The sequence below is a fragment of the Streptomyces sp. UC4497 genome (assembly GCF_054871485.1).
Genome location: NZ_JBTYHB010000006.1, coordinates 254520 through 273165, shown reverse-complemented (window position 1 = coordinate 273165; position 18646 = coordinate 254520). Strand labels below are relative to the sequence as shown.

Annotated in this window: 15 protein-coding genes; 4 read left to right on the top strand and 11 right to left on the bottom strand. The window is 69.9% G+C overall.

What is annotated here, in order from left to right; all coding sequences use genetic code 11:
* The first annotated feature begins 63 nt into the window (after nt 1-63).
* Nucleotides 64-1653, top strand: coding sequence for a purple acid phosphatase family protein (locus tag ACYSUO_RS11615; protein ID WP_461775980.1), 1590 nt, complete (start codon nt 64-66; stop codon nt 1651-1653).
* Here the strand turns inward: ACYSUO_RS11615 and ACYSUO_RS11610 are convergent.
* From ACYSUO_RS11610 to ACYSUO_RS11560, 11 genes are all read right to left on the bottom strand, one after another.
* Nucleotides 1650-2546, bottom strand: a complete 897-nt coding sequence (locus ACYSUO_RS11610; protein ID WP_461775979.1) for a DUF4429 domain-containing protein — start codon at nt 2544-2546, stop codon at nt 1650-1652. The two genes, ACYSUO_RS11615 and ACYSUO_RS11610, sit on opposite strands and share 4 nt — an antisense overlap.
* A gap of 77 nt (nt 2547-2623) precedes the next feature.
* Nucleotides 2624-4405 carry an IucA/IucC family protein gene (locus ACYSUO_RS11605; RefSeq protein ID WP_461775978.1) on the bottom strand — a complete coding sequence of 594 codons (1782 nt, stop codon included), beginning with the start codon at nt 4403-4405 and terminating at the stop codon, nt 2624-2626.
* Nucleotides 4402-4971 carry a GNAT family N-acetyltransferase gene (locus ACYSUO_RS11600; protein WP_461775977.1) on the bottom strand — a complete coding sequence of 190 codons (570 nt, stop codon included), beginning with the start codon at nt 4969-4971 and terminating at the stop codon, nt 4402-4404. The genes ACYSUO_RS11605 and ACYSUO_RS11600 overlap by 4 nt, the downstream gene beginning before the upstream one ends.
* Nucleotides 4968-6242, bottom strand: coding sequence for a lysine N(6)-hydroxylase/L-ornithine N(5)-oxygenase family protein (locus ACYSUO_RS11595; protein WP_461775976.1), 1275 nt, complete (start codon nt 6240-6242; stop codon nt 4968-4970). Before ACYSUO_RS11595 ends, ACYSUO_RS11600 begins: the two co-directional genes overlap by 4 nt.
* Nucleotides 6226-7668 (bottom strand): lysine decarboxylase DesA, encoded by a 1443-nt coding sequence (gene desA / locus ACYSUO_RS11590; RefSeq protein WP_461775975.1) that lies wholly within the window; start codon nt 7666-7668, stop codon nt 6226-6228. Before desA ends, ACYSUO_RS11595 begins: the two co-directional genes overlap by 17 nt.
* 184 nt (nt 7669-7852) lie before the next feature.
* Nucleotides 7853-8710 (bottom strand): siderophore-interacting protein, encoded by an 858-nt coding sequence (locus ACYSUO_RS11585; RefSeq protein WP_461775974.1) that lies wholly within the window; start codon nt 8708-8710, stop codon nt 7853-7855.
* A gap of 4 nt (nt 8711-8714) precedes the next feature.
* Nucleotides 8715-9758, bottom strand: coding sequence for an ABC transporter substrate-binding protein (locus ACYSUO_RS11580; RefSeq protein ID WP_461775973.1), 1044 nt, complete (start codon nt 9756-9758; stop codon nt 8715-8717).
* Nucleotides 9759-10058: 300 nt separating this feature from the next.
* Entirely contained in the window at nt 10059-11219 is a 1161-nt protein-coding gene (locus ACYSUO_RS11575) for an acyl-CoA dehydrogenase family protein (protein ID WP_461775972.1), read from the bottom strand.
* 5 nt (nt 11220-11224) lie between these two features.
* The gene (locus ACYSUO_RS11570; RefSeq protein ID WP_461775971.1) at nt 11225-12169 is read right to left on the bottom strand and encodes a hydroxymethylglutaryl-CoA lyase; all 945 of its coding nucleotides are present in this window, start codon (nt 12167-12169) and stop codon (nt 11225-11227) included.
* On the bottom strand, nt 12166-14094 hold the full coding sequence (locus tag ACYSUO_RS11565) for an acetyl/propionyl/methylcrotonyl-CoA carboxylase subunit alpha (protein WP_461775970.1): 1929 nt from the start codon (nt 14092-14094) through the stop codon (nt 12166-12168). Before ACYSUO_RS11565 ends, ACYSUO_RS11570 begins: the two co-directional genes overlap by 4 nt.
* Before the next feature lie 15 nt (nt 14095-14109).
* A complete protein-coding gene (locus ACYSUO_RS11560) occupies nt 14110-15732 on the bottom strand; it encodes a carboxyl transferase domain-containing protein (RefSeq protein WP_461775969.1) in 1623 nt (540 codons plus the stop codon).
* A gap of 106 nt (nt 15733-15838) precedes the next feature.
* Between ACYSUO_RS11560 and ACYSUO_RS11555 the strand changes: the two genes are divergently transcribed.
* From ACYSUO_RS11555 to ACYSUO_RS11545, 3 genes are all read left to right on the top strand, one after another.
* Nucleotides 15839-16432 (top strand): SACE_7040 family transcriptional regulator, encoded by a 594-nt coding sequence (locus ACYSUO_RS11555; protein ID WP_461775968.1) that lies wholly within the window; start codon nt 15839-15841, stop codon nt 16430-16432.
* Nucleotides 16433-16561: 129 nt separating this feature from the next.
* Nucleotides 16562-17719: an acyl-CoA dehydrogenase family protein gene (locus ACYSUO_RS11550; RefSeq protein WP_266719348.1), complete on the top strand. Its 1158-nt coding sequence runs from the start codon at nt 16562-16564 to the stop codon at nt 17717-17719.
* A gap of 35 nt (nt 17720-17754) precedes the next feature.
* Nucleotides 17755-18627, top strand: coding sequence for an acyl-CoA thioesterase (locus tag ACYSUO_RS11545; protein ID WP_461775967.1), 873 nt, complete (start codon nt 17755-17757; stop codon nt 18625-18627).
* The last annotated feature ends 19 nt before the right edge of the window (nt 18628-18646 follow it).

The window sequence follows — 18646 nt, the reverse complement described above, 5'->3', positions numbered from 1 at the left end:
CATTTGGCGTCGCGTTCATGCGGTGTATCCCTGGTGGATAGATGCCTCAAGCATCTTTCCCGCATGGACATTCCACGTATGGGCGTACCCGCCGAGCTTGCCGACCGGTCCCTCGCCGAGCAGCACGAGTATCTGCGCAGCCGGTTCTCGCGGCGCACGATGATCCGCGGCGGGGCCGTCACCCTGGGCGCGGTGGCGGGCGGGGTCTTCGTGCCCGGGCCCGCGAGCGCCTCGCCGGCGAAGGCGGCCACGACCGCGGGCGCCCCGGCCGCCGAGGCCGTCGACGGGGCGCTCGTCGCGCCCTTCGGCCGGCACCTCTCGTACGGCGACGACGCGCGCACCGAGATGACCGTGTCCTGGCAGGTGCCGGTCGCGGTGAAGGACCCGTTCATCCGGGTCGGGGCGAGCGCCGGTGAGCTGTCGCGGAAGATACCGGCGGAGCTGAAGGCGCTCCACACCCCGGCGGGCGTCGGGACGAGTGCCGACCACACCCAGTACTACGTGCACGCCAGGTTGACCCGCCTCAAGCCCGGCAAGACGTACTACTACGGGGTCGGGCACCGGGGCTTCGACCCGGCGTCGCCGAAGTTCGCGGGGACGATCGGTACGTTCACGACCGCGCCCGCCCGTTCGGAGCGCTTCACGTTCACCGCCTTCGGCGACCAGGGCGTCAGCTACCACGCGCTCGCCAACGACAGCCTGATCCTCGCGCAGGGCCCCGCCTTCCACCTGCACGCCGGTGACATCGCGTACGCGGATCCCTCCGGGCAGGGCAAGACGACGGACACGTTCGACGCGCGGACCTGGGACCAGTTCCTCGCGCAGACCGAGACGGTCGCCAAGTCCGTGCCGTGGATGGTGTCGTACGGCAATCACGACATGGAGGCGTGGTACTCGCCGAACGGGTACGGGAGCCAGGAGGCCCGGTTCGCGCCGCCGGCCAATGGGCCCGACCCGAAGGAGCTGCCGGGCGTGTACTCCTTCGTGCACGGCAACACGGCCGTGATCTCGCTCGACGCGAATGACATCTCGTACGAGATTCCCGCGAATCTGGGGATCAGTGGGGGTACTCAAACCGCCTGGTTCGAGCGGCAGTTGAAGAAGTTCCGGGCCGCCGGGTCGGGGGTCGACTTCGTCGTGGTGTTCTTCCACCACTGCGCCTACTGCACCGCCACCGCGCATGCCTCGGAGGGGGGTGTGCGCAAGGAGTGGGTGCCGTTGTTCGAGAAGTACACGGTCGACCTCGTGATCAACGGGCACAACCACGTCTACGAGCGCACGGATGTGTTGAAGGGCGACAAGGTCACCAAGGAGCTGCCGATCGGGGGCACGGCGTACCCGGAGACCGACGGGGTCGTGTACGTCACGGCGGGCGCGGCGGGGAAGGGGCTCTACGAGTTCCCGGTCGAGGACACGTATGAGGGGAACGAGAAGAAGGTCGACCCGTTCGCCTCGTACGTGACGCAGGACGGGGGCGGCAAGAAGGCGGTGACCGTCGACTGGTCGCGGGTGCGGTACACCAACTACTCGTTCCTGCGGGTCGATGTGGAGCCCGCGCCGGTGGGGCACACCGCGAAGCTGACCGTGCGGGGGCTCGCCGAGACGGGGGCGGAGGTCGACCGGTTCGTGGTGGCGCGGAAGGTGAGGCGCTAATCGCCGGAGGGGCCTGACAGGCGTTTCAGGACCGCCGCCTTCGCCAGTGCGAACTCGTCTTCCGTCAGGATTCCGGAGTTGTGGAGGTCGCCCAGTTCGCGGAGGCGGCGGAGGAGGGCGTCGTGTTCGTCCTCCGGCGGGGCCGTGGGCGGGGCCTGTTCCAGGGCGGGGGGAGTGGCTGGTTCGCCCGCAGGGCCCGGGTGGGGGAGGCGGGCCTGGACCGCCGCTGCCACGAGGGCCATCAGGGGGTCCTTCTTGAAGCCCCACAGTTCGATGGAGTTGGGGTCGTACTTCGGTGGCGCCTTCGTGGGGGAGGAGCGGACCGTGAAGCGGAGGCAGCCGTTCTCCAGGCCGATCGCCGGCTGCCACTCGACCGCCGTGATGTCGCCGAGCGCGAGCACCCGCGTGCCCGCGGAGGACTTCGCCTCCTCCGTCTTCCAGTTCCACTCCAGGCGCACGCGCTCCCCGTCGAAGCTCGCCGTGCCGTCCCCGGCGGAGACGGACAGCGGTACGGCGGGCCCCGGCAGGAGGTACGTGTCGGAGGCGGACGTGGGGACCTCGTCCAGGAGCAGCGCGTTGCGCACCTCGTCGACGAAGTACTCGGCGACGCCGTAGCGGTCCGACTCGACGGTGAGCTGGTACGGGTCCATGCCCTCGGTCAGCTTGCCGCCCGTCGCCTGGAGGAGGGGGTCGGCGCCGTCGCGCAGGCGCAGCCGGAGGCGTCCGGACTTCTTGCCCTGTTCGAAGGAGACGCCCGCGAGCGCCGTCAGCGGCACGGTCACTTCGCCCAGAGCCTTGCGGAGCGGGCTCACGGCCTTGTCGCGCCCCGGCACGAGCCGCAGCGTGTCCCCGAGATACGTCCACGTGCCGTCGCGCTGGATGATTTCCGCCATGCCGACATTCTCGTACGGGAACGGGGCTCGGGAGGACCGTCTCCCGAGCCCCTGGTCCGTAAGTCCGGCCAACTCCCTTACGCGATGGGGTTGTCCAGGTCGCCCACCAACTGAAGGGCGCCCGACGGGTCCGCCAGGTCGACCATCTGCTCGTTGTTGCGCAGCTGGAGACGGTTGAGGGCGGAGAGCGAGAAGTTGGGCGCGAACATGTCGAACTGATCGAACTTCTCGGCCAGTTGGGGCATCGTCGCCTGGTAGTCGCGCACGCAGTCCGCGACCGCCGACCAGAACGTCTCCTCGTCCACGACGCCGTCCTCGACGAGGTTCGCCGAGAGGAAGCGGAAGAAGCAGTCGAAGACGTCCGTGAAGATCGACAGGAGCTTCATGTCGTCCGGGACCTCGGCCTTGATCCGCTCCACGGCGGGCGGCAGGACGGCCTCCGTGTCCATCACCGCGATCTCCTCGGCGATGTCCTTGAAGATCGACCGCTTGACGACGCCCTGCTCGTCCAGGACCAGGATGACGTTCTCGCCGTGCGGCATGAACACCAGGTCGTAGGCGTAGAAGCTGTGCAGGAGCGGGGTCAGGTACGACTTCAGGTAGGGCTTCAGCCACTCGCGGGGCGTGAGGCCGGAGCGCTCGATCAGGGCGCCCGCGAAGGACTTGCCCTCGCGGTCCACGTGCAGGAGGGACGCCATCGTCGCCAGGCGCTCGCCCTCGGCCAGCGAGGTCACCGGCGACTCGCGCCACAGCGCCGCCAGCATCTTGCGGTACGGCGAGTAGCGGTCGGTGGCGGCCTCGTACTCCAGGTGCCGGTAGCCGACGGCCGCGCGCTCGCGGATGATCGTCAGGCCGGTGTCCTTGAGCACCTCGTCGTTCTCGATGAGGTTCGCCAGCCAGTCGTTGATCGCCGGCGTCGCCTCCATGTACGCCGCCGAAAGGCCGCGCATGAAGCCCATGTTGATGACCGAGAGGGCCGTCTTCACGTAGTGCTTCTCGGGGGCGCTCTTGTTGAAGAACGTGCGGATCGACTGCTGCGCGAGGTACTCGTCGTCGCCCTCGCCCAGGCACACCAGGTTCCGCTGCGCGACCTCGGCGGCGAACGTGACGGAGAGCTTGTTCCACCACTGCCACGGGTGGGCGGGGATGAGGAGGTAGTCGGCCGGGTCGAGGCCCTGGTCGCGCAGGATGCCGTCGAAGCGTTCCAGGGTGGCCTCGCCCAACTCGGCCCGCAGGAACGACTCGTAGTCGAGGCCGATGCCCGCCGTGAAGGCCGCGCGCTCGCGGCTCGCCGCCAGCCAGATCAGCCGGACGGGGCTCGCGGTCTCGGGGGCGTACGAGAGGTACTCGTGGATGCCGAAGCCGAGGCGGCCGTTGTTGGCGACGAAGCAGGGGTGGCCCTCGGTCATGCCCGTCTCGATCGCCTGGAAGTCGCCGGAGGCGGCGAGTTCGGCGGAGGACAGGTACGGCTTCGTCAGTTTGAAGCAGGTGCCGGAGAGCGTGGAGGAGATCTCCTCCAGGTAGACCGGGAGGGTCGAGTCGCTCAGGCCCAGGCTGTCCTTCAGCTCGATGAAGAACTGCAGGGCGTTCAGCGGGAGTTCGGTGCCGTCGCGGTGCCGGGTGATCGAGTCGGCGGACACCTGCCAGTGGTCGAGGCGCAGTCGGCGGGCGGTGAACTCGTAGCGGGTCAGGCCGTCGTCGCTGAGGACGGAGTACCGGTCAGCGGCGGCGGCCCCCGATATCTCGGGCTTGAGGAGCCGCTCGTGGCTGAACTCGGCGAGTGCCTTGCGGATGAGGAGACGGTTGGCCTCGGCCCAGCGCTCGGGGGAGAGGTGGGTGGCGGCGTCGGCGATGGTCATGCTCCGGTGGTCCTTCCCGTGGCCGCTTCGAACTGCTCGCGTGTGCAGAAGCTCAGCAGCGCCTTCTTCTCCGGCTTGTCGATCTCACGCTCGGGGACGAAGCCGACGGCCTCGTTCAGGGCGTGCACCGCCTTGTTGCCCACGTCGGGCTCGACGACGACGCGCTTCACCGACGCGTCGGCGAAGAGGTGCTCCATCACCGTCGTGATCACGGCGCGCGTGAAGCCCGGGATGCGGACGTCCGAGGGCGCGGTGAGGAAGTGCATGCCGATGTCGCCGGGCTCGGGCTCGTACAGGCCGACGAGCTCGACGTACCGCGGGTCGTAGCGCTCCATCAGGAACGCCGGCTCGCCGTCGTGCAGGCCGAGGAAGGCGTCGTGGTGCTCGTGCGCCGCGATCGACATGTACTCGCGCTCGACGTCCTGGAGCTTGGCCTCCTGCATCAGCCAGAAGGCGGCCTTGGGGTCGGTGACCCAGCGGTGCAGCAGCTCGGCGTCGGCCTGCGGGTCGACGGGACGCAGGGAGAGTTTCCCGAGGGTCCCGTTGGTGGTGCTTGTGGTGCTCATGCTGCGAACTCCTGGAACGCGATGGTCTTCTCGACGGGGTAGTACTCGGAGCCGAGCAGCTCGCCGATGATGTAACTGTTGCGGTACGCGCCCATCCCCAGGTCGGGGCTGGTGATCGAGTGCGTGTGCACGGACGCGTTCTGCACGAAGATGCCGCGCCCGGTGGTGTCGATCGCGTAGTTGCGGGCGACGTCGTAGCGGCCCTGGCCGTCCCAGCGGATGCGGTCGCGGACCGGCTCCAGGAAGGCGGGCGTCGTGTACTTGTAGCCGGTGGCGAGGATCAGGCCCTCGGTCTCCAGCTCGAACGCCTTGTCCTGCTCCTCCTGGTGCAGACCGAGCGTGTACGTGCCGTCCTCGTAACTCGCCGTGCGCAGCGCCGAGTTGGTGAGCAGGCGCGTCGGCACGGGGCCGTCGAGACCCTTCTGGTACAGCAGGTCGAAGATGGCGTCGATCAGCTCGCCGTCGATGCCCTTGAACAGGCCCTTCTGCCGCTGCTCCAGCGAGTAGCGGGTCTCCTCCGGCAGCTTGTGGAAGTAGTCGATGTAGTCCGGGGACGTCATCTCCAGCGTCAGCTTGGTGTACTCGAGCGGGAAGAACCGCGGGGAGCGCGTCACCCAGTTGAGCCGGTAGCCGTGCGCGTCGATCTCGCTGAGCAGGTCCTGGTAGATCTCGGCCGCGGACTGCCCGCTGCCGACCAGGGTGATCGACTTCTTCTGCTGGAGCTGCTGCTTGTGCTGGAGGTAGCGGGAGTTGTGGACGACCCCGTCGCCACCGAGCCCCTGGCACGCCTCGGGGACGTACGGCGGGGTGCCGGTGCCCAGGACCAGGTGGCGGGCGCGGAACGTCTCGCCCTTGTCGGTGTCCACGAGGTAGACCTCGGCCGCGTCGTCGTAGCGCACCTCGGTGACGCTCGTCGAGAACCGGATCGAGGACAGCTTGGCGGCGGCCCAGCGGCAGTAGTTGTTGTACTCGACGCGCAGCGGATAGAAGTTCTCGCGAATGTAGAACGAGTACAACCGGCCCGATTCCTTCAGGTAGTTGAGGAAGGAGTACTCGGACGTCGGGTCGGCGAGCGTCACCAGGTCCGACATGAACGGGGTCTGGAGGTGGGCGCCTTCGAGGAACATCCCCGAGTGCCACTCGAAGTCCGGCTTGGACTCGATGAACAGCCCGGTCAGCTCGTCGATCGGCTCCGTGAGCGCGGCCAGACCCAGGTTGAAGGGGCCGAGGCCGATCCCGATGAAGTCGTACGTGTCAGGATGCGCGGTCAAGGGTGTCTCCCAGGTACTGCTCGGCGTGGCCGGCGATGAGGTCGAGGACGACCGAGATGTCGTCGAGGGTCGTCTCGGGGTTGAGCAGGGTGAACTTCAAGTACTGGCGGTCGCCCACCTTGGTGCCCGCGACGACGGCGTCGCCGGAGGCGAACAGGGCCTTGCGGGCGTGGAGGTTGGCGCGGTCGATCTCCGCGGGGTCGGTGGCATCGGCCGGGATGTAGCGGTAGACGAGCGTGGACAGGCTCGGCTCCACGACCACGTCGAAGCGCGGGTCGGAGGCGAGCAGCTGCCAGCCCTCGTACGCCAGGTCGCACACCTCGTCGAAGAGGCCGCCGATGCCCTTCGCGCCCATCACGCGCAGCGTCAGCCACAGCTTGAGCGCGTCGAAGCGGCGCGTGGTCTGCAGGGACTTGTCGACCTGGTTGGGGATCCGCTCGGCGACCGTGCGGCGCGGGTTGAGGTACTCCGCGTGGTACGTGGCGTGCCGCAGCGTGGCCGCGTCGCGGACCAGGATCGCGCTCGAACTCACGGGCTGGAAGAAGGACTTGTGGTAGTCGACGGTGACCGAGTCGGCGCGCTCGATGCCGGTGAGCCGCTCACGGTTCTTGTTCGACACGAGCAGTCCGCAGCCGTACGCGGCGTCGACGTGCATCCACGTGTCGTACTGGGCGCACAGCTCGGCGATCTCCGGCAGCGGGTCGATGGAGCCGAAGTCGGTCGTCCCCGCGGTCGCCACGACGGCCATGGGGACGAGGCCCTCCTCGCGGCAGCGCTGCAACTCGGCGGCGAGGGCCACGGTCTGCAGGCGCTTCTCGCGGTCGACCGGGATGGAGACGACCGACTGCGGGTCGAGGCCGAGCAGCGTCGCGGACTTCTTGACGCTGAAGTGGCTGACCTCGGAGGCGAAGACGCGGAGTTTGGACAGGTCCTGCGACTTGGCCTCCTCCCTGGCCAGCAGCAGCGCCTGGAGGTTGGACTGCGAGCCGCCGGAGGTGAACACGCCGTCGGCAGCGGGGCCGAGGCCGATCCGTCCGGTGGTCCAGTCGATGAGCTTGCGCTCGATGAGCGTGCCGCCCGCGGACTGGTCCCAGGTGTCGAGCGAGGAGTTGACCGCGGAGAGGATCGCCTCGCCGAGCACCGCCGGGATGACGACCGGGCAGTTGAGGTGGGCGAGGTAGCGGGGGTGGTGGAAGTAGACGGCGTCGCGGAGGTACACGTCCTCCAGCTCGTCCAGGGCGGCGATGGTGTCCTGGAGCGGCTCGTCCAGGTCGACGGCGTCGACGGTGGGGGAGAGGGCGTCCGGGGTGACGCCGGTGAACGGCCTTGTGGTGGTGGCGAGTTTGGCCGCCACCCGCTCGACTCCTTCGGTCACGGAGCTGCGGTACAACTCCGCGGTGGTGTCATTGAGCAGGTGCGAGCGCATGAACGGTTCCTCCGGGTGGGGTGGGGTGGTTCCCGGGTGGGGCAGGAAAAAGGGCGAGGTCGCGAACCCTTGGATTAGGTTAGCCTAACCTAACTTTGGTTCGCGACCCCGCCCCCTGTCATGTGGCTGGAATGGCTGTTATGGCTGGAATGTGCGCTGTTCCCAGGGGTGGGGCCCCGAGGCGTCATGCAGCGCGCAACGCGTCCTCGCTCATGCCGCGCCGCCAGTAACCGACAAAGGTCACCGCCCGCTTGTCGTAGCCGCGCTCGCGCACCAGGTGCCGCCGCAGCTCCTTCATCGTCCCGGACTCGCCGGCCAGCCACGCGTACGGGCTTACGGCGTCGGGGAGTTGGGCCGCGCGCACGGTGTCGACCACGGAGGGCGCGCCCTCGTCGCGGACGAGCCAGGTGACGGAGACATCCGCGAGCGTGATGATCGGCTGGATGTCCTCGCGGTGCGGAACCTCCAAGTACACGTGCGCCGAGACGTGTTCGGGCAGCCAGGCCAGCACGCCGAGCGCCGCGGGAAGCGCCGTCTCGTCGCCCCACATGAGGATGTGGTCGAAGTCGTCCTGGGGCTGGCAGCGCACGGCGGCGTTGTCCGCGATCGCCGGGCCGAGCACGACGGCCCGGTCGCCGGGGGTCGCGGCGCGGGCCCAGCGGCAGGCGGGGCCCGAGGTCGACGGGTCGTCGTCGTGCAGCACGAAGTCGATGTCGACTTCCTCCGCGGGGAAGCGGCGCTGGCCGCTCAGTGTGTACGAGCGCATGATCGCGCGCTCGTCGTCCGGGATCGCCCGGTACGCCGCGTGCCAGGCGCGGCCGTCCTCACCGGCGTTGACCGGCGGCATCACGGGGGCGTCCTGGCCGGGGTGCGGCAGGAAGAGGGAGAGGGACTGGTCCCGGCCGCCGCCGTGGAAGTCGGGGAGGTCAGGGCCCGTGAAAGTGACCCTGAGCAGCGACGGACCGAGCCGCCGGGTGCGGACCACTTGCAGATCGAAGAATCGGAAAGGGGCTACAGCGGGGGCTTCGGTCGTCGCCGTCATGGGATCAGGACACCTTCTTCGCCGTCTCGATGGCCTTCGCGAGGTCTTCCAGGAGCGGGGCGCACTTGTCGTAGGACAGGATCGGCTCGGGGGAGCGGGAGATGACCTGGCCCGCCTTGACCGCCGGCAGCTTCTTCCAGGTCGGCTCGTCGATGTCGGCGGGCTGAATCGCCTGGGCGCGGTCGTCCATCATGATGATGTCGGCCTTGTGCTTGTTGACGTTCTCCCAGCTCAGGTTCTCGAACCAGCCGCCGGACGCCTTCTTCGCGGCCTCCGAGGGCTCCACGAAGTTCACGCCGAGCGCCTTGAAGTACTCAAGGTCGACGGAGAGGTTCGTGCCCGAGACGTAGAAGATGTCGGGGCTCGCGCTACCCGCCAGCACCTTGATGTCGGGGTTGGCCTTCGCCGCCTTGCGCAGCCGGGCGGCGGCGTCCTCGAAGCGCTTCTTGGCCTTGACGACCTTGTCGGCCTTCAGGTCGGCGCCGAGCGACTCGGCCAGCTTGTAGACGTGCTCGAGCGGCGTCGTGAGCTGGCGGTCGTAGACGGAGATGCCGACGCTCGGGGCGAGCTTGGCGATCTTCTTGGCGGACTCCTCGGGGACGTACCAGAGGGTGCCCGCGCCGTCGAAGATCGTGGTGATCAGCACCTGGGGCGCGATGCCCGCGTACTTCTCGATGTTGAACTGGCCCCACTCGTTGCCGATGACCGTGACCTTGTCGACGGGCATGTCGCCGGCCTGGACGTCGGGCTTGCCGCCCTTCGTGGTGGTCGGGCCGAAGACGCCCTTGACCTGGATGCCGTAGTCGTAGAGGGCGGCGCCCATGCCGGTGAAGGCGACGATGTTCGTCGGGACCTTGTCCAGCTTCACGGTCTTGCCGCGGTCGTCCTTGTACGACCAGGGGCCGGACTTCTTGGCGGAGCCGGCCGAGCTCGAACCGCCGTCTTTGGAGCCGCCGTCGCCGCAGGCGGCGAGCGCGGCTCCGAGGCCGATGGCGCCGGTCGCGGCGAGGATGCCGCGGCGGGTGGGGCGGGACAGGGCGTTGGGCATGACGGGCAACTTTCGGACGTGCCGGAGCGGCGACCGGGCGAGTACGTAAACTCAGGGTAGGTTAACCTAAGTTCCCCGGTTGTCCAGGGGGTGGGGGCGGCCCCTCGCCCCGGCGCCGGTGGGCAAATCAAGCCCCGCCGGCGTTTGAGGCGCGGGGTCCGGGGCGGAGCCCCGTGGCCCAGGCCCGGATGCCGTTCGAAAGATTGGGGCTCTGCCCCATACCCCGCTGCTCAATCGCCGCAGGGGCTTAAATTGCCCAACCGGCGCCGAGGCTTGATTTGCCCGACCGGCGCCGGCGCCCTATGACGTCAGGCCCAGCTCCCGCGCAATCAGCATCCGCTGGACCTCGCTCGTGCCCTCGCCGATTTCCAGGATCTTGGAGTCGCGCCACATCCGGGCGACCGGGTACTCGTTCATGAACCCGTATCCACCGTGGATCTGCGTCGCCTCCCGCGCGTTGTCCACCGCGACCGTCGACGAGTACAGCTTCGCCAGCGCCGCCTCCTTCTTGAACGGCTCCCCGCAGACGAGCCGCGACGCCGCGTCCCGCCAGGCCAGCCGCGCCGTGTGCGCCTTCATCTCCATGTCGGCGATCTTGAACTGGATTGCCTGGTAGCTGCCGATGTGGTGCCCGAAGGCGCGGCGCTCCTTGGCGTACTTCACCGACTCGTCGACGCACCCCTGCGCGAGACCCGTGGCCAGCGCGGAGATCGCGACGCGCCCCTCGTCGAGGATCCGCAGGAACTGGGCGAAGCCCCGGCCCTCCGCGCCCAGCAGATTCGCCGCCGGCACCCGGACGTCGTCGAAGTGCAGCTCACGCGTGTCCGACGCGTTCCACCCCACCTTCGAGTACGGCGCCGCGACCGTGAAGCCGGACGTCCCGGACGGCACGATGATCGAGGAGATCACCGGGCGGCCGTCCGCCGCGCGGTCCGTCACCGCCGTCACCGTCACCAGGCCCGTGATGTCCGTACCGGAGTTGGTGATGAAGCACTTCGTGCCGTTGATGATCCAGTCGCCGGTCTCGTCGTCCCGTACGGCCGTCGTGCGCGTACCGGCCGCGTCCGAACCCGCCTCGGGTTCCGTGAGGCCGAACGCGCCCAGGACCTCGCCCGCGCACAGCTTCGGCAGCCACTCCCGCTTCTGCTCCTCCGTACCGAAGAGGTGCAGCGGCATCGCGCCGAGCGAGACGCCGGCCTCCAGCGTGATCGCCACCGAGGAGTCGACGCGCGCCAGCTCCTCAAGCGCGATGCCGAGCGCCAGATAGTCGCCGCCCATGCCGCCGTACTCCTCCGGGAAGGGGAGGCCGAAGAGCCCCATGCGGCCCATCTCGCGGACGATCTCGTAAGGGAACTCGTGCCGCTCGTAGAGGTCGCCGATCTTCGGGGCGACGACCTCGTGCGCGAACTCCTCCACGGTGCGCCGGAGTTCCTCGTGCTCGGGGGAGAGGTGGTGGTCCATGGCTGCTACTCCTGGGGGGTGGTCAGGGCGCGAACGGTGCGGGACGGGCTGGGTCGGCCCAGGTGCTCGGCCATCCACCTGCTGGTGTCGGTGAGACGGTCGAGGTCGACCCCGGTCTCGATGCCGAGGCCGCGCAGCATCCAGACGAGGTCCTCGGTGGCGAGATTGCCGGTGGCGCTCTTCGCGTACGGGCAGCCGCCGAGGCCGCCCGCGGACGCGTCCACCGTCGTCACGCCGTGCCGCAGCGCCGCCAGGGTGTTGGAGAGCGCCTGGCCGTACGTGTCGTGGAAGTGCACGCCGATCACGTTCGTCGGCACGCCCTCCTCGTTCAGCTCCGACAGGAGTGTCTGTACGTGTCCCGGGGTGGCCACGCCGATCGTGTCGCCGAGGCTCAGCTCGTCGCAGCCCATGTCCATGAGGGCCTTCGCGACGGAGACCACCTGGGGCACAGGGACCGGGCCCTCCCACGGGTCGCCGAAGCACATGGAGAGGTAGCCGCGGACGTGCGCCCGGTGCTCCTTGGCCCCGGCCACGACCGGCTCGAACGCGGCGAGGGACTCCGCCACCGTGCGGTTCAGATTGGCCTTGGCGAAGGACTCGGTCGCGCTGGCGAAGACGGCGATGCGCGTCGCGCCGAGCGCGAGCGCCCGCTCCAGGCCGCGCGCGTTCGGCACGAGGACGGGGAGGTGGACGCCTTCGATGTCCTGGACGAGCGGGAACAGGTCCTCCGCGTCCGCGAGTTGGGGCACCCACTTGGGGTGCACGAAGCTCGTGGCCTCGATGGTCGTGAGGCCGGACCGGGCCAGGCGGTGGATGAACTCCGCCTTCACTTCGGTGGGAACCGCCCGCTTCTCGTTCTGCAACCCGTCGCGCGCGCCCACCTCGTGGATCCTGACGCGGGCCGGGAGACCCTGGGCGGGGACGACCATGGGGAGCGCGGCCGGCGTCATCGCGCGGCCCCCTCTTCGGTCGCCTCGTCCGCCGGGGCGACGACGGCCAGCACCTGGTCCATCGCCACCGTCGTCCCGGGCGACACGTCCAGCTCCGTCACCGTGCCCGCGTGCGGGGACGTGATCACGTGTTCCATCTTCATCGCCTCCACCACCAACAGGCTCTGTCCCGCCGTCACTTGGTCGCCCGTCGCCACCTTCACCACGGTCACCGTGCCGGGCATCGGCGCCGTCAGGGAGCCCGCGCCGCCGGCGCCCGACCCCGTCAGGTTCGCCGCCACCGGGTCGTGGTCCCGCACGTGCCAGGCGTCGCCGTCGCGCGCCAGCCAGTCGCCCGCGGTCGCGGTGAGGCGGGCGGGCGTGGTCGGGACGCCGTCGACCAGGACCTCCGTGCCGCGTACCCGGACTTCGACCGGGTCGTGGCCCGCGACCCTCAAGGGATGCACGGTCCACGCCGGTTCACCGCCGAGCCGCCAGCCGGTGGGCCGGTCGAACGGGTCCGTCCAGCCCTCGGCCGCGGCCGGGGCCAGCCGCTCCTGGCGCAGCGCGCCCGCCGCCGCGTAGACCCCCGCCGGGACCTCCGCGTCGACCAGCTCGTCCGTCGCACGCTCCACCAGGCCCGTGTCCAACTCGCCCGCCACGACGTCCGGGTGGGCGAGCAGGCGCCGCAGATATCCGGCGTTCGTCGGCACGCCGAGCGTCACCGTGCGGCCAAGCGCGGCCCGCAGCCTGCGCAGCGCCGTGTCCCGGTCCGGGCCGTACGCGATGATCTTCGCCAGCATTGGGTCGTAGAGGCTGGAGACCTCGGTGCCCTCGGTGAGGCCGGAGTCGACCCGCACGCCTTCGCCCTCGGGCTCGTGCAGCGCGATGACCGTGCCGCCGGAGGGGAGGAAGCCGCGGGACGGGTCTTCCGCGCAGAGCCTCGCCTCCACCGCGTGGCCCGTGAGCGTGATGTCGTCCTGAGTGAAGGGGAGTCGCTCGCCGGACGCGACCCGTACCTGCCACTCCACCAGGTCGACGCCCGTGACGAGTTCGGTCACCGGGTGCTCGACCTGGAGGCGCGTGTTCATCTCCATGAAGCAGTACGCCGCCGGGTCCTCGCCCGGCACGATGAACTCCACCGTGCCCGCGCCCCGGTAGCCGCAGGAGCGCGCCGCCTCCACGGCCGCGGCGCCCATCGCCGCGCGCGTGGCCTCGTCGAGGAGCACGGACGGCGCCTCCTCGACGATCTTCTGGTGGCGGCGCTGGAGGGAGCACTCGCGCTCGCCGAGGTGCACCACGTTCCCGTGGCCGTCCGCGAGGACCTGGATCTCGATGTGGCGCGGCCGGTCGATCCAGCGCTCCACGAGGAGCGTGTCGTCACCGAAGGAGGCGCGTGCCTCGCGCCGGGCGGACGCGATCTCCTCCTCCAGGGTGGTCAGGTCGCGGACCAGGCGCATGCCCTTGCCGCCGCCTCCCGCGCTCGGCTTCAGGAGGACGGGCGCGCCCAATTTCCTTGCCGCCTCCGCCAGTTCCGGGTCGCGGCCGCCGGGCACCACCGGGACCCCGGCCGCGCTCACCGTCTCCTTGGCGCGAATCTTGTCGCCCATCAGGGCGATCGCCTCGGCGGGCGGGCCGATGAAGGTCAGGCCCGCCTCTTCGCAGGCCCGCGCGAACGCCGCGTTCTCCGCGAGGAATCCGTAGCCCGGATGCACCGCCTGCGCCCCGGTCGCCGCCGCGGCCTCGATGATCCGCTCCGCCACCAAGTAGCTCTCGGTGGCCGCCGGCGGACCGATCCGTACCGCCTCGTCCGCCTCGCGCACATGCCGCGCGTCCGCGTCGGCGTCGCTGAACACCGCCACCGAGCGGATGCCGAGCGCCCGCAGCGTACGGATGACGCGCACCGCGATCTCGCCGCGGTTGGCCACAAGTACCGTCTCGAACACGTCTCGCTCCGCCCCTCACATCCGGAAGACGCCGAAGCCGGCGGACTTCTCCGGCAGCGGCGCGTTGGCACACGCGGTCAGGGCCAGGCCGAGGACCTGGCGGGTCTCCATCGGGTCGATCACGCCGTCGTCCCAGAGCCGGGCCGTCGCGTAGTAGGCGTTCCCCTGCGACTCGTACTGGGCGCGGATCGGCGCCTTGAAAGCGTCCTCGTCCTCGGCCGCCCACTCCTCGCCGCGCGCCTCCAACTGGTCGCGCTTGACGGTCGCGAGGACCGAAGCGGCCTGCTCGCCGCCCATCACGGAGATCTTCGCTCCGGGCCACATCCACAGGAAGCGGGGCGAGTACGCCCGGCCGCACATCGAGTAGTTGCCCGCCCCGTACGAGCCGCCGATCACCACGGTCAGCTTCGGCACGCGCGTGCAGGCCACCGCCGTGACCATCTTGGCGCCGTGCTTGGCGATGCCGCCCGCCTCGTAGTCCTTGCCCACCATGAAGCCCGAGATGTTCTGGAGGAAGAGCAGCGGGATGCCGCGCTGGTCGCACAGCTCGATGAAGTGGGCGCCCTTCTGGGCGGATTCGGAGAACAGGATCCCGTTGTTGGCGACGATGCCGACCGGGTGGCCGTGGATGTGCGCGAACCCGGTGACCAGCGTCTGCCCGTACTCGGCCTTGAACTCGGCGAACCGCGAGCCGTCCACGACGCGCGCGATGACCTCTCGTACGTCGTACGGAGTGCGGGAGTCGACCGGCACCGCTCCGTAGAGCCCCGCCGGGTCCACCTTCGGCTCGATCGCCGCCTTCACCGCCCACGGCAGCGGGCCGCGCTCCGGCAGCGTGGAGACGATCGTGCGGACGATCCGCAGCGCGTGCGCGTCGTCCTCCGCCAAGTGGTCCGTCACGCCCGACACCCGAGAGTGGACCTCGCCGCCGCCCAGCTCCTCGGCCGTCACCACCTCGCCCGTCGCCGCCTTCACCAGGGGAGGGCCGCCCAGGAAGATCGTGCCCTGATTGCGGACGATCACGGCCTCGTCGCTCATCGCCGGGACATACGCCCCGCCCGCCGTGCACGAACCGAGCACCGCCGCGATCTGCGGGATGCCCGCGCCCGACATGCGCGCCTGGTTGTAGAAGATCCGCCCGAAGTGCTCGCGGTCCGGGAACACGTCGTCCTGCATCGGCAGGAACGCGCCGCCGGAGTCCACCAGGTAGACGCACGGCAGCCGGTTCTCCAGGGCCACCTCCTGCGCGCGCAGGTGCTTCTTCACCGTCATCGGGTAGTACGTGCCGCCCTTGACCGTCGCGTCATTGGCGACGATCACGCACTCGCGGCCACTGACCCGGCCGATCCCGGCGATCACACCCGCGGCCGGCGCCTGCCCCTCGTACATCCCGTCCGCCGCGAGCGGCGCCAGCTCCAGGAACGGGGAGCCGGGGTCGAGCAGCGCGTCCACCCGGTCGCGCGGCAGCAGCTTGCCGCGCGCGGTGTGCCGCGCCCGCGCCTTCTCGCCGCCGCCGAGCCGGGCCGCGGCGAGCTTGGCGCGCAGCTCTTCGCCGAGCGCCCGGTGTGCCGCCTCATTGGCCGGCCAGGCCTCCGACGCGGGCTCCGCCGCGCCGGTCAGCTCCGGTGCCTCCTGCATCGCCTCGAGCCCCCTTGCTCGTACGAGGAATGGTGCGGAAGTTAATGAGCGTTAACCCACTCCCGTCAGGTTAACGCTCGCTAACGTCCCTGTCTAGAATTGCTTCATGGCCACCAGAACCGACGCCCCCACCCGCCGCGAGCAGATCCTCAGGGAGGCCGCGCGGCTCTTCGCCGAGCGCGGTTTCCACGGCGTGGGCGTGGACGAGATAGGGGCGGCGGTCGGCATCAGCGGCCCCGGCCTGTACCGGCACTTCGCCGGCAAGGACGCGATGCTCGCCGAGCTGCTCGTCGGGATCAGCGGGCAGCTGCTGACCGGCGGCAAGCGGCGGGTCGCCGAGGCGGAGCACGGGCCCGAGGCGCTGCTCGACTCGCTCATCGAGGGGCACATCGACTTCGCGCTCGACGACCGCGACCTGATCACGCTGCACGACCGGGAGCTCGACCGGCTGCGCGACAGCGACCGCAAGCTGGTGCGGCAGCTGCAGCGCCAGTACGTGGAGCTGTGGGTGGAGGCGGTGCGGAAGGTCTATCCCGAGCTGGTGGAGGCGCACGCGCGCGTGGCCGTGCACGCGGTCTTCGGGCTGCTGAACTCGACCCCGCACCTGAGCCGTCCGGGCTCGCTGCCCGGCCGGGCAGCGACCGCGCGGATGCTGCACAAGCTGGCGCGTGGCGCGTTCGCGGCGGCTGCCGCAGAGTGAGGTCGGTGGCGGCCCCGGAGTGACCTGCATCTCTGGACGCTCCTTGCGACTCGTGGGTAACCTGTCCCTGAGCAAGCGCTTAGTAGCTTGGTCGTCGTCCGCACACTCGTCGTAGAGGGAGAGTTCTCCGTGCGCCGTACCGTTTTTGATGAGGACCACGAGGCGTTCCGGGAGACCCTGCGCGCCTTCATCGAGGCCGAGGTCGTCCCCCACTACGACGAGTGGTTCCAGCAGGGCATCGTGCCGCGCGAGCTCTACTCGAAGATGGCCGACCTGGGCCTCTTCGGCATCAACGTGCCGGAGGAGTTCGGCGGCGCCGGCCTGGACACCCACAAGTTCGAGGCCATCCAGTACGAGGAGACCGCCCGCGCGGGCGTCTCCTTCGGTGGCTCCGGTGTGCACGTGCTGCTCGCCCTGCCGTACATCAAGCTGCTCGCCACCGACGAGCAGAAGAAGCGCTACCTGGAGAAGTTCGTCACCGGCGAGGAGATGTGGGCCCTCGCCATGACCGAGCCGGGCACCGGCTCCGACCTGGCCGGCATGAAGACCACGGCCAAGCTCTCCGACGACGGCACGCACTACGTGCTCAACGGCTCGAAGACGTTCATCACCGGCGGCGTGCACGCCGACCGCGTCATCGTCTGCGCCCGCACCGCCGCGCCGACCGCCGAGGACCGCCGCCACGGCATCTCGCTGTTCGCCGTCGACACGAAGTCCGAGGGCTACTCGATCGGCCGCAAGCTCGACAAGCTCGGCCTGAAGACGTCCGACACCGCCGAGCTGGCGTTCGTCGACGTGAAGGTCCCCGTCGAGGACCTCCTCGGCGAGGAGAACAAGGGCTTCTACTACCTCGGCAAGAACCTCCCCTCCGAGCGCTGGGGCATCGCCTACGGTGCGTACGCGCAGGCCAAGGCCGCGGTGCAGTTCGCCAAGGCGTACGTCCAGGACCGCACCGTCTTCGGCAAGACCGTCGCGTCGTTCCAGAACACCAAGTTCGAGCTGGCCGCCTGCCAGGCCGAGGTGGACGCGGCCGAGGCCGTCGCCGACCGCGCCCTCGAGGCCCTCGACGCCGGTGAGCTGAGCGCCGCCGAGGCCGCCTCCGCGAAGCTGTTCTGCACCGAGGTCGCGCACCGCGTCATCGACCGCTGCCTCCAGCTGCACGGCGGCTACGGGTTCATGAACGAGTACCCGATCGCCCGCCTGTACGCGGACAACCGCGTGAACCGCATCTACGGCGGCACCAGCGAGATCATGAAGTCGATCATCGCCAAGAACATGGGGCTGTAACCCGGCAGGAATCTCTGCTCGGTACAACTGACTCCATGCACAAGGCACTCGAATCCCTCCTCGATCTGCTCGACCTCGAGCAGATCGAGGAGGACATCTTCCGCGGCCAGTCCCGGTCCTCCGTCGTCCCGCGCGTCTTCGGCGGGCAGGTGGCGGCCCAGGCGCTGGTCGCGGCCGGCCGCACTGTCCCGGCCGACCGGCACGCCCACTCCCTGCACGCGTACTTCCTCGTCGCGGGGGACCCGGGCGCGCCCATCGTCTACACCGTCGACCGGATCCGCGACGGCCGCTCCTTCACCACGCGCCGCGTCGTCGCCGTCCAGCACGGGCAGCCGATCTTCCACCTCTCCGCGTCCTTCCAGACGTACGAGGAGGGTCTGGAGCACCAGGCGGACATGCCGCCCGCGCCCGACCCCGAGTCGCTGCCGACCGCGGAGGAGATGCTCCCGCGCTACGTCGACGGCGTGCTGGAGCCCGACGTCGTCCAGCGCCTGCTCGAGGCCCGTGAGGCCGTCGACCTGCGGTACGTGGACGCGCCGCCGTTCGCCTTCGTCGGCGACCCGCAGCCCCCGCGGTCCCAGGTCTGGTTCCGTGCGCGCGACAAGCTCGCGGACGACCCGCTGCTGCACGTGTGCCTCGCGACGTACGTCTCCGACATGACGCTCCTCGACTCCGTGCTGCTCGCCCACGGGCGGGGCGGCTGGGCCGTCGGCGATGTCGTGGGCGCGTCCCTGGACCACGCGATGTGGTTCCACCGGCCGTTCCGGGCCGACGAATGGCTGTTGTACGACCAGGAGTCGCCGTCCACGTCCGGCGGGCGCGGGCTCGGGCAGGCCCGGATCTACACGCAGGACGGGCGGCTCGCGATCACCGTCATCCAGGAGGGCGTCGTGCGCGTTCCGCGCTGACCCGGGTGACCGGGCGGGG

Excerpts from the sequence above, each read along its gene's own strand:
- ACYSUO_RS11580 (WP_461775973.1), bottom strand. The coding sequence starts at position 9,758 with ATGCCCAACGCCCTGTCCCGCCCCACCCGCCGCGGCATCCTCGCCGCG.
- ACYSUO_RS11570 (WP_461775971.1), bottom strand. The coding sequence starts at position 12,169 with ATGACGCCGGCCGCGCTCCCCATGGTCGTCCCCGCCCAGGGTCTCCCG.
- ACYSUO_RS11560 (WP_461775969.1), bottom strand. The coding sequence starts at position 15,732 with ATGCAGGAGGCACCGGAGCTGACCGGCGCGGCGGAGCCCGCGTCGGAG.
- ACYSUO_RS11555 (WP_461775968.1), top strand. The coding sequence starts at position 15,839 with ATGGCCACCAGAACCGACGCCCCCACCCGCCGCGAGCAGATCCTCAGG.
- ACYSUO_RS11585 (WP_461775974.1), bottom strand. The coding sequence starts at position 8,710 with ATGACGGCGACGACCGAAGCCCCCGCTGTAGCCCCTTTCCGATTCTTC.
- desA (WP_461775975.1), bottom strand. The coding sequence starts at position 7,668 with ATGCGCTCGCACCTGCTCAATGACACCACCGCGGAGTTGTACCGCAGC.
- ACYSUO_RS11605 (WP_461775978.1), bottom strand. The coding sequence starts at position 4,405 with ATGACCATCGCCGACGCCGCCACCCACCTCTCCCCCGAGCGCTGGGCC.
- ACYSUO_RS11545 (WP_461775967.1), top strand. The coding sequence starts at position 17,755 with ATGCACAAGGCACTCGAATCCCTCCTCGATCTGCTCGACCTCGAGCAG.
- ACYSUO_RS11610 (WP_461775979.1), bottom strand. The coding sequence starts at position 2,546 with ATGGCGGAAATCATCCAGCGCGACGGCACGTGGACGTATCTCGGGGAC.
- ACYSUO_RS11600 (WP_461775977.1), bottom strand. The coding sequence starts at position 4,971 with ATGAGCACCACAAGCACCACCAACGGGACCCTCGGGAAACTCTCCCTG.
- ACYSUO_RS11615 (WP_461775980.1), top strand. The coding sequence starts at position 64 with ATGGACATTCCACGTATGGGCGTACCCGCCGAGCTTGCCGACCGGTCC.
- ACYSUO_RS11575 (WP_461775972.1), bottom strand. The coding sequence starts at position 11,219 with ATGGACCACCACCTCTCCCCCGAGCACGAGGAACTCCGGCGCACCGTG.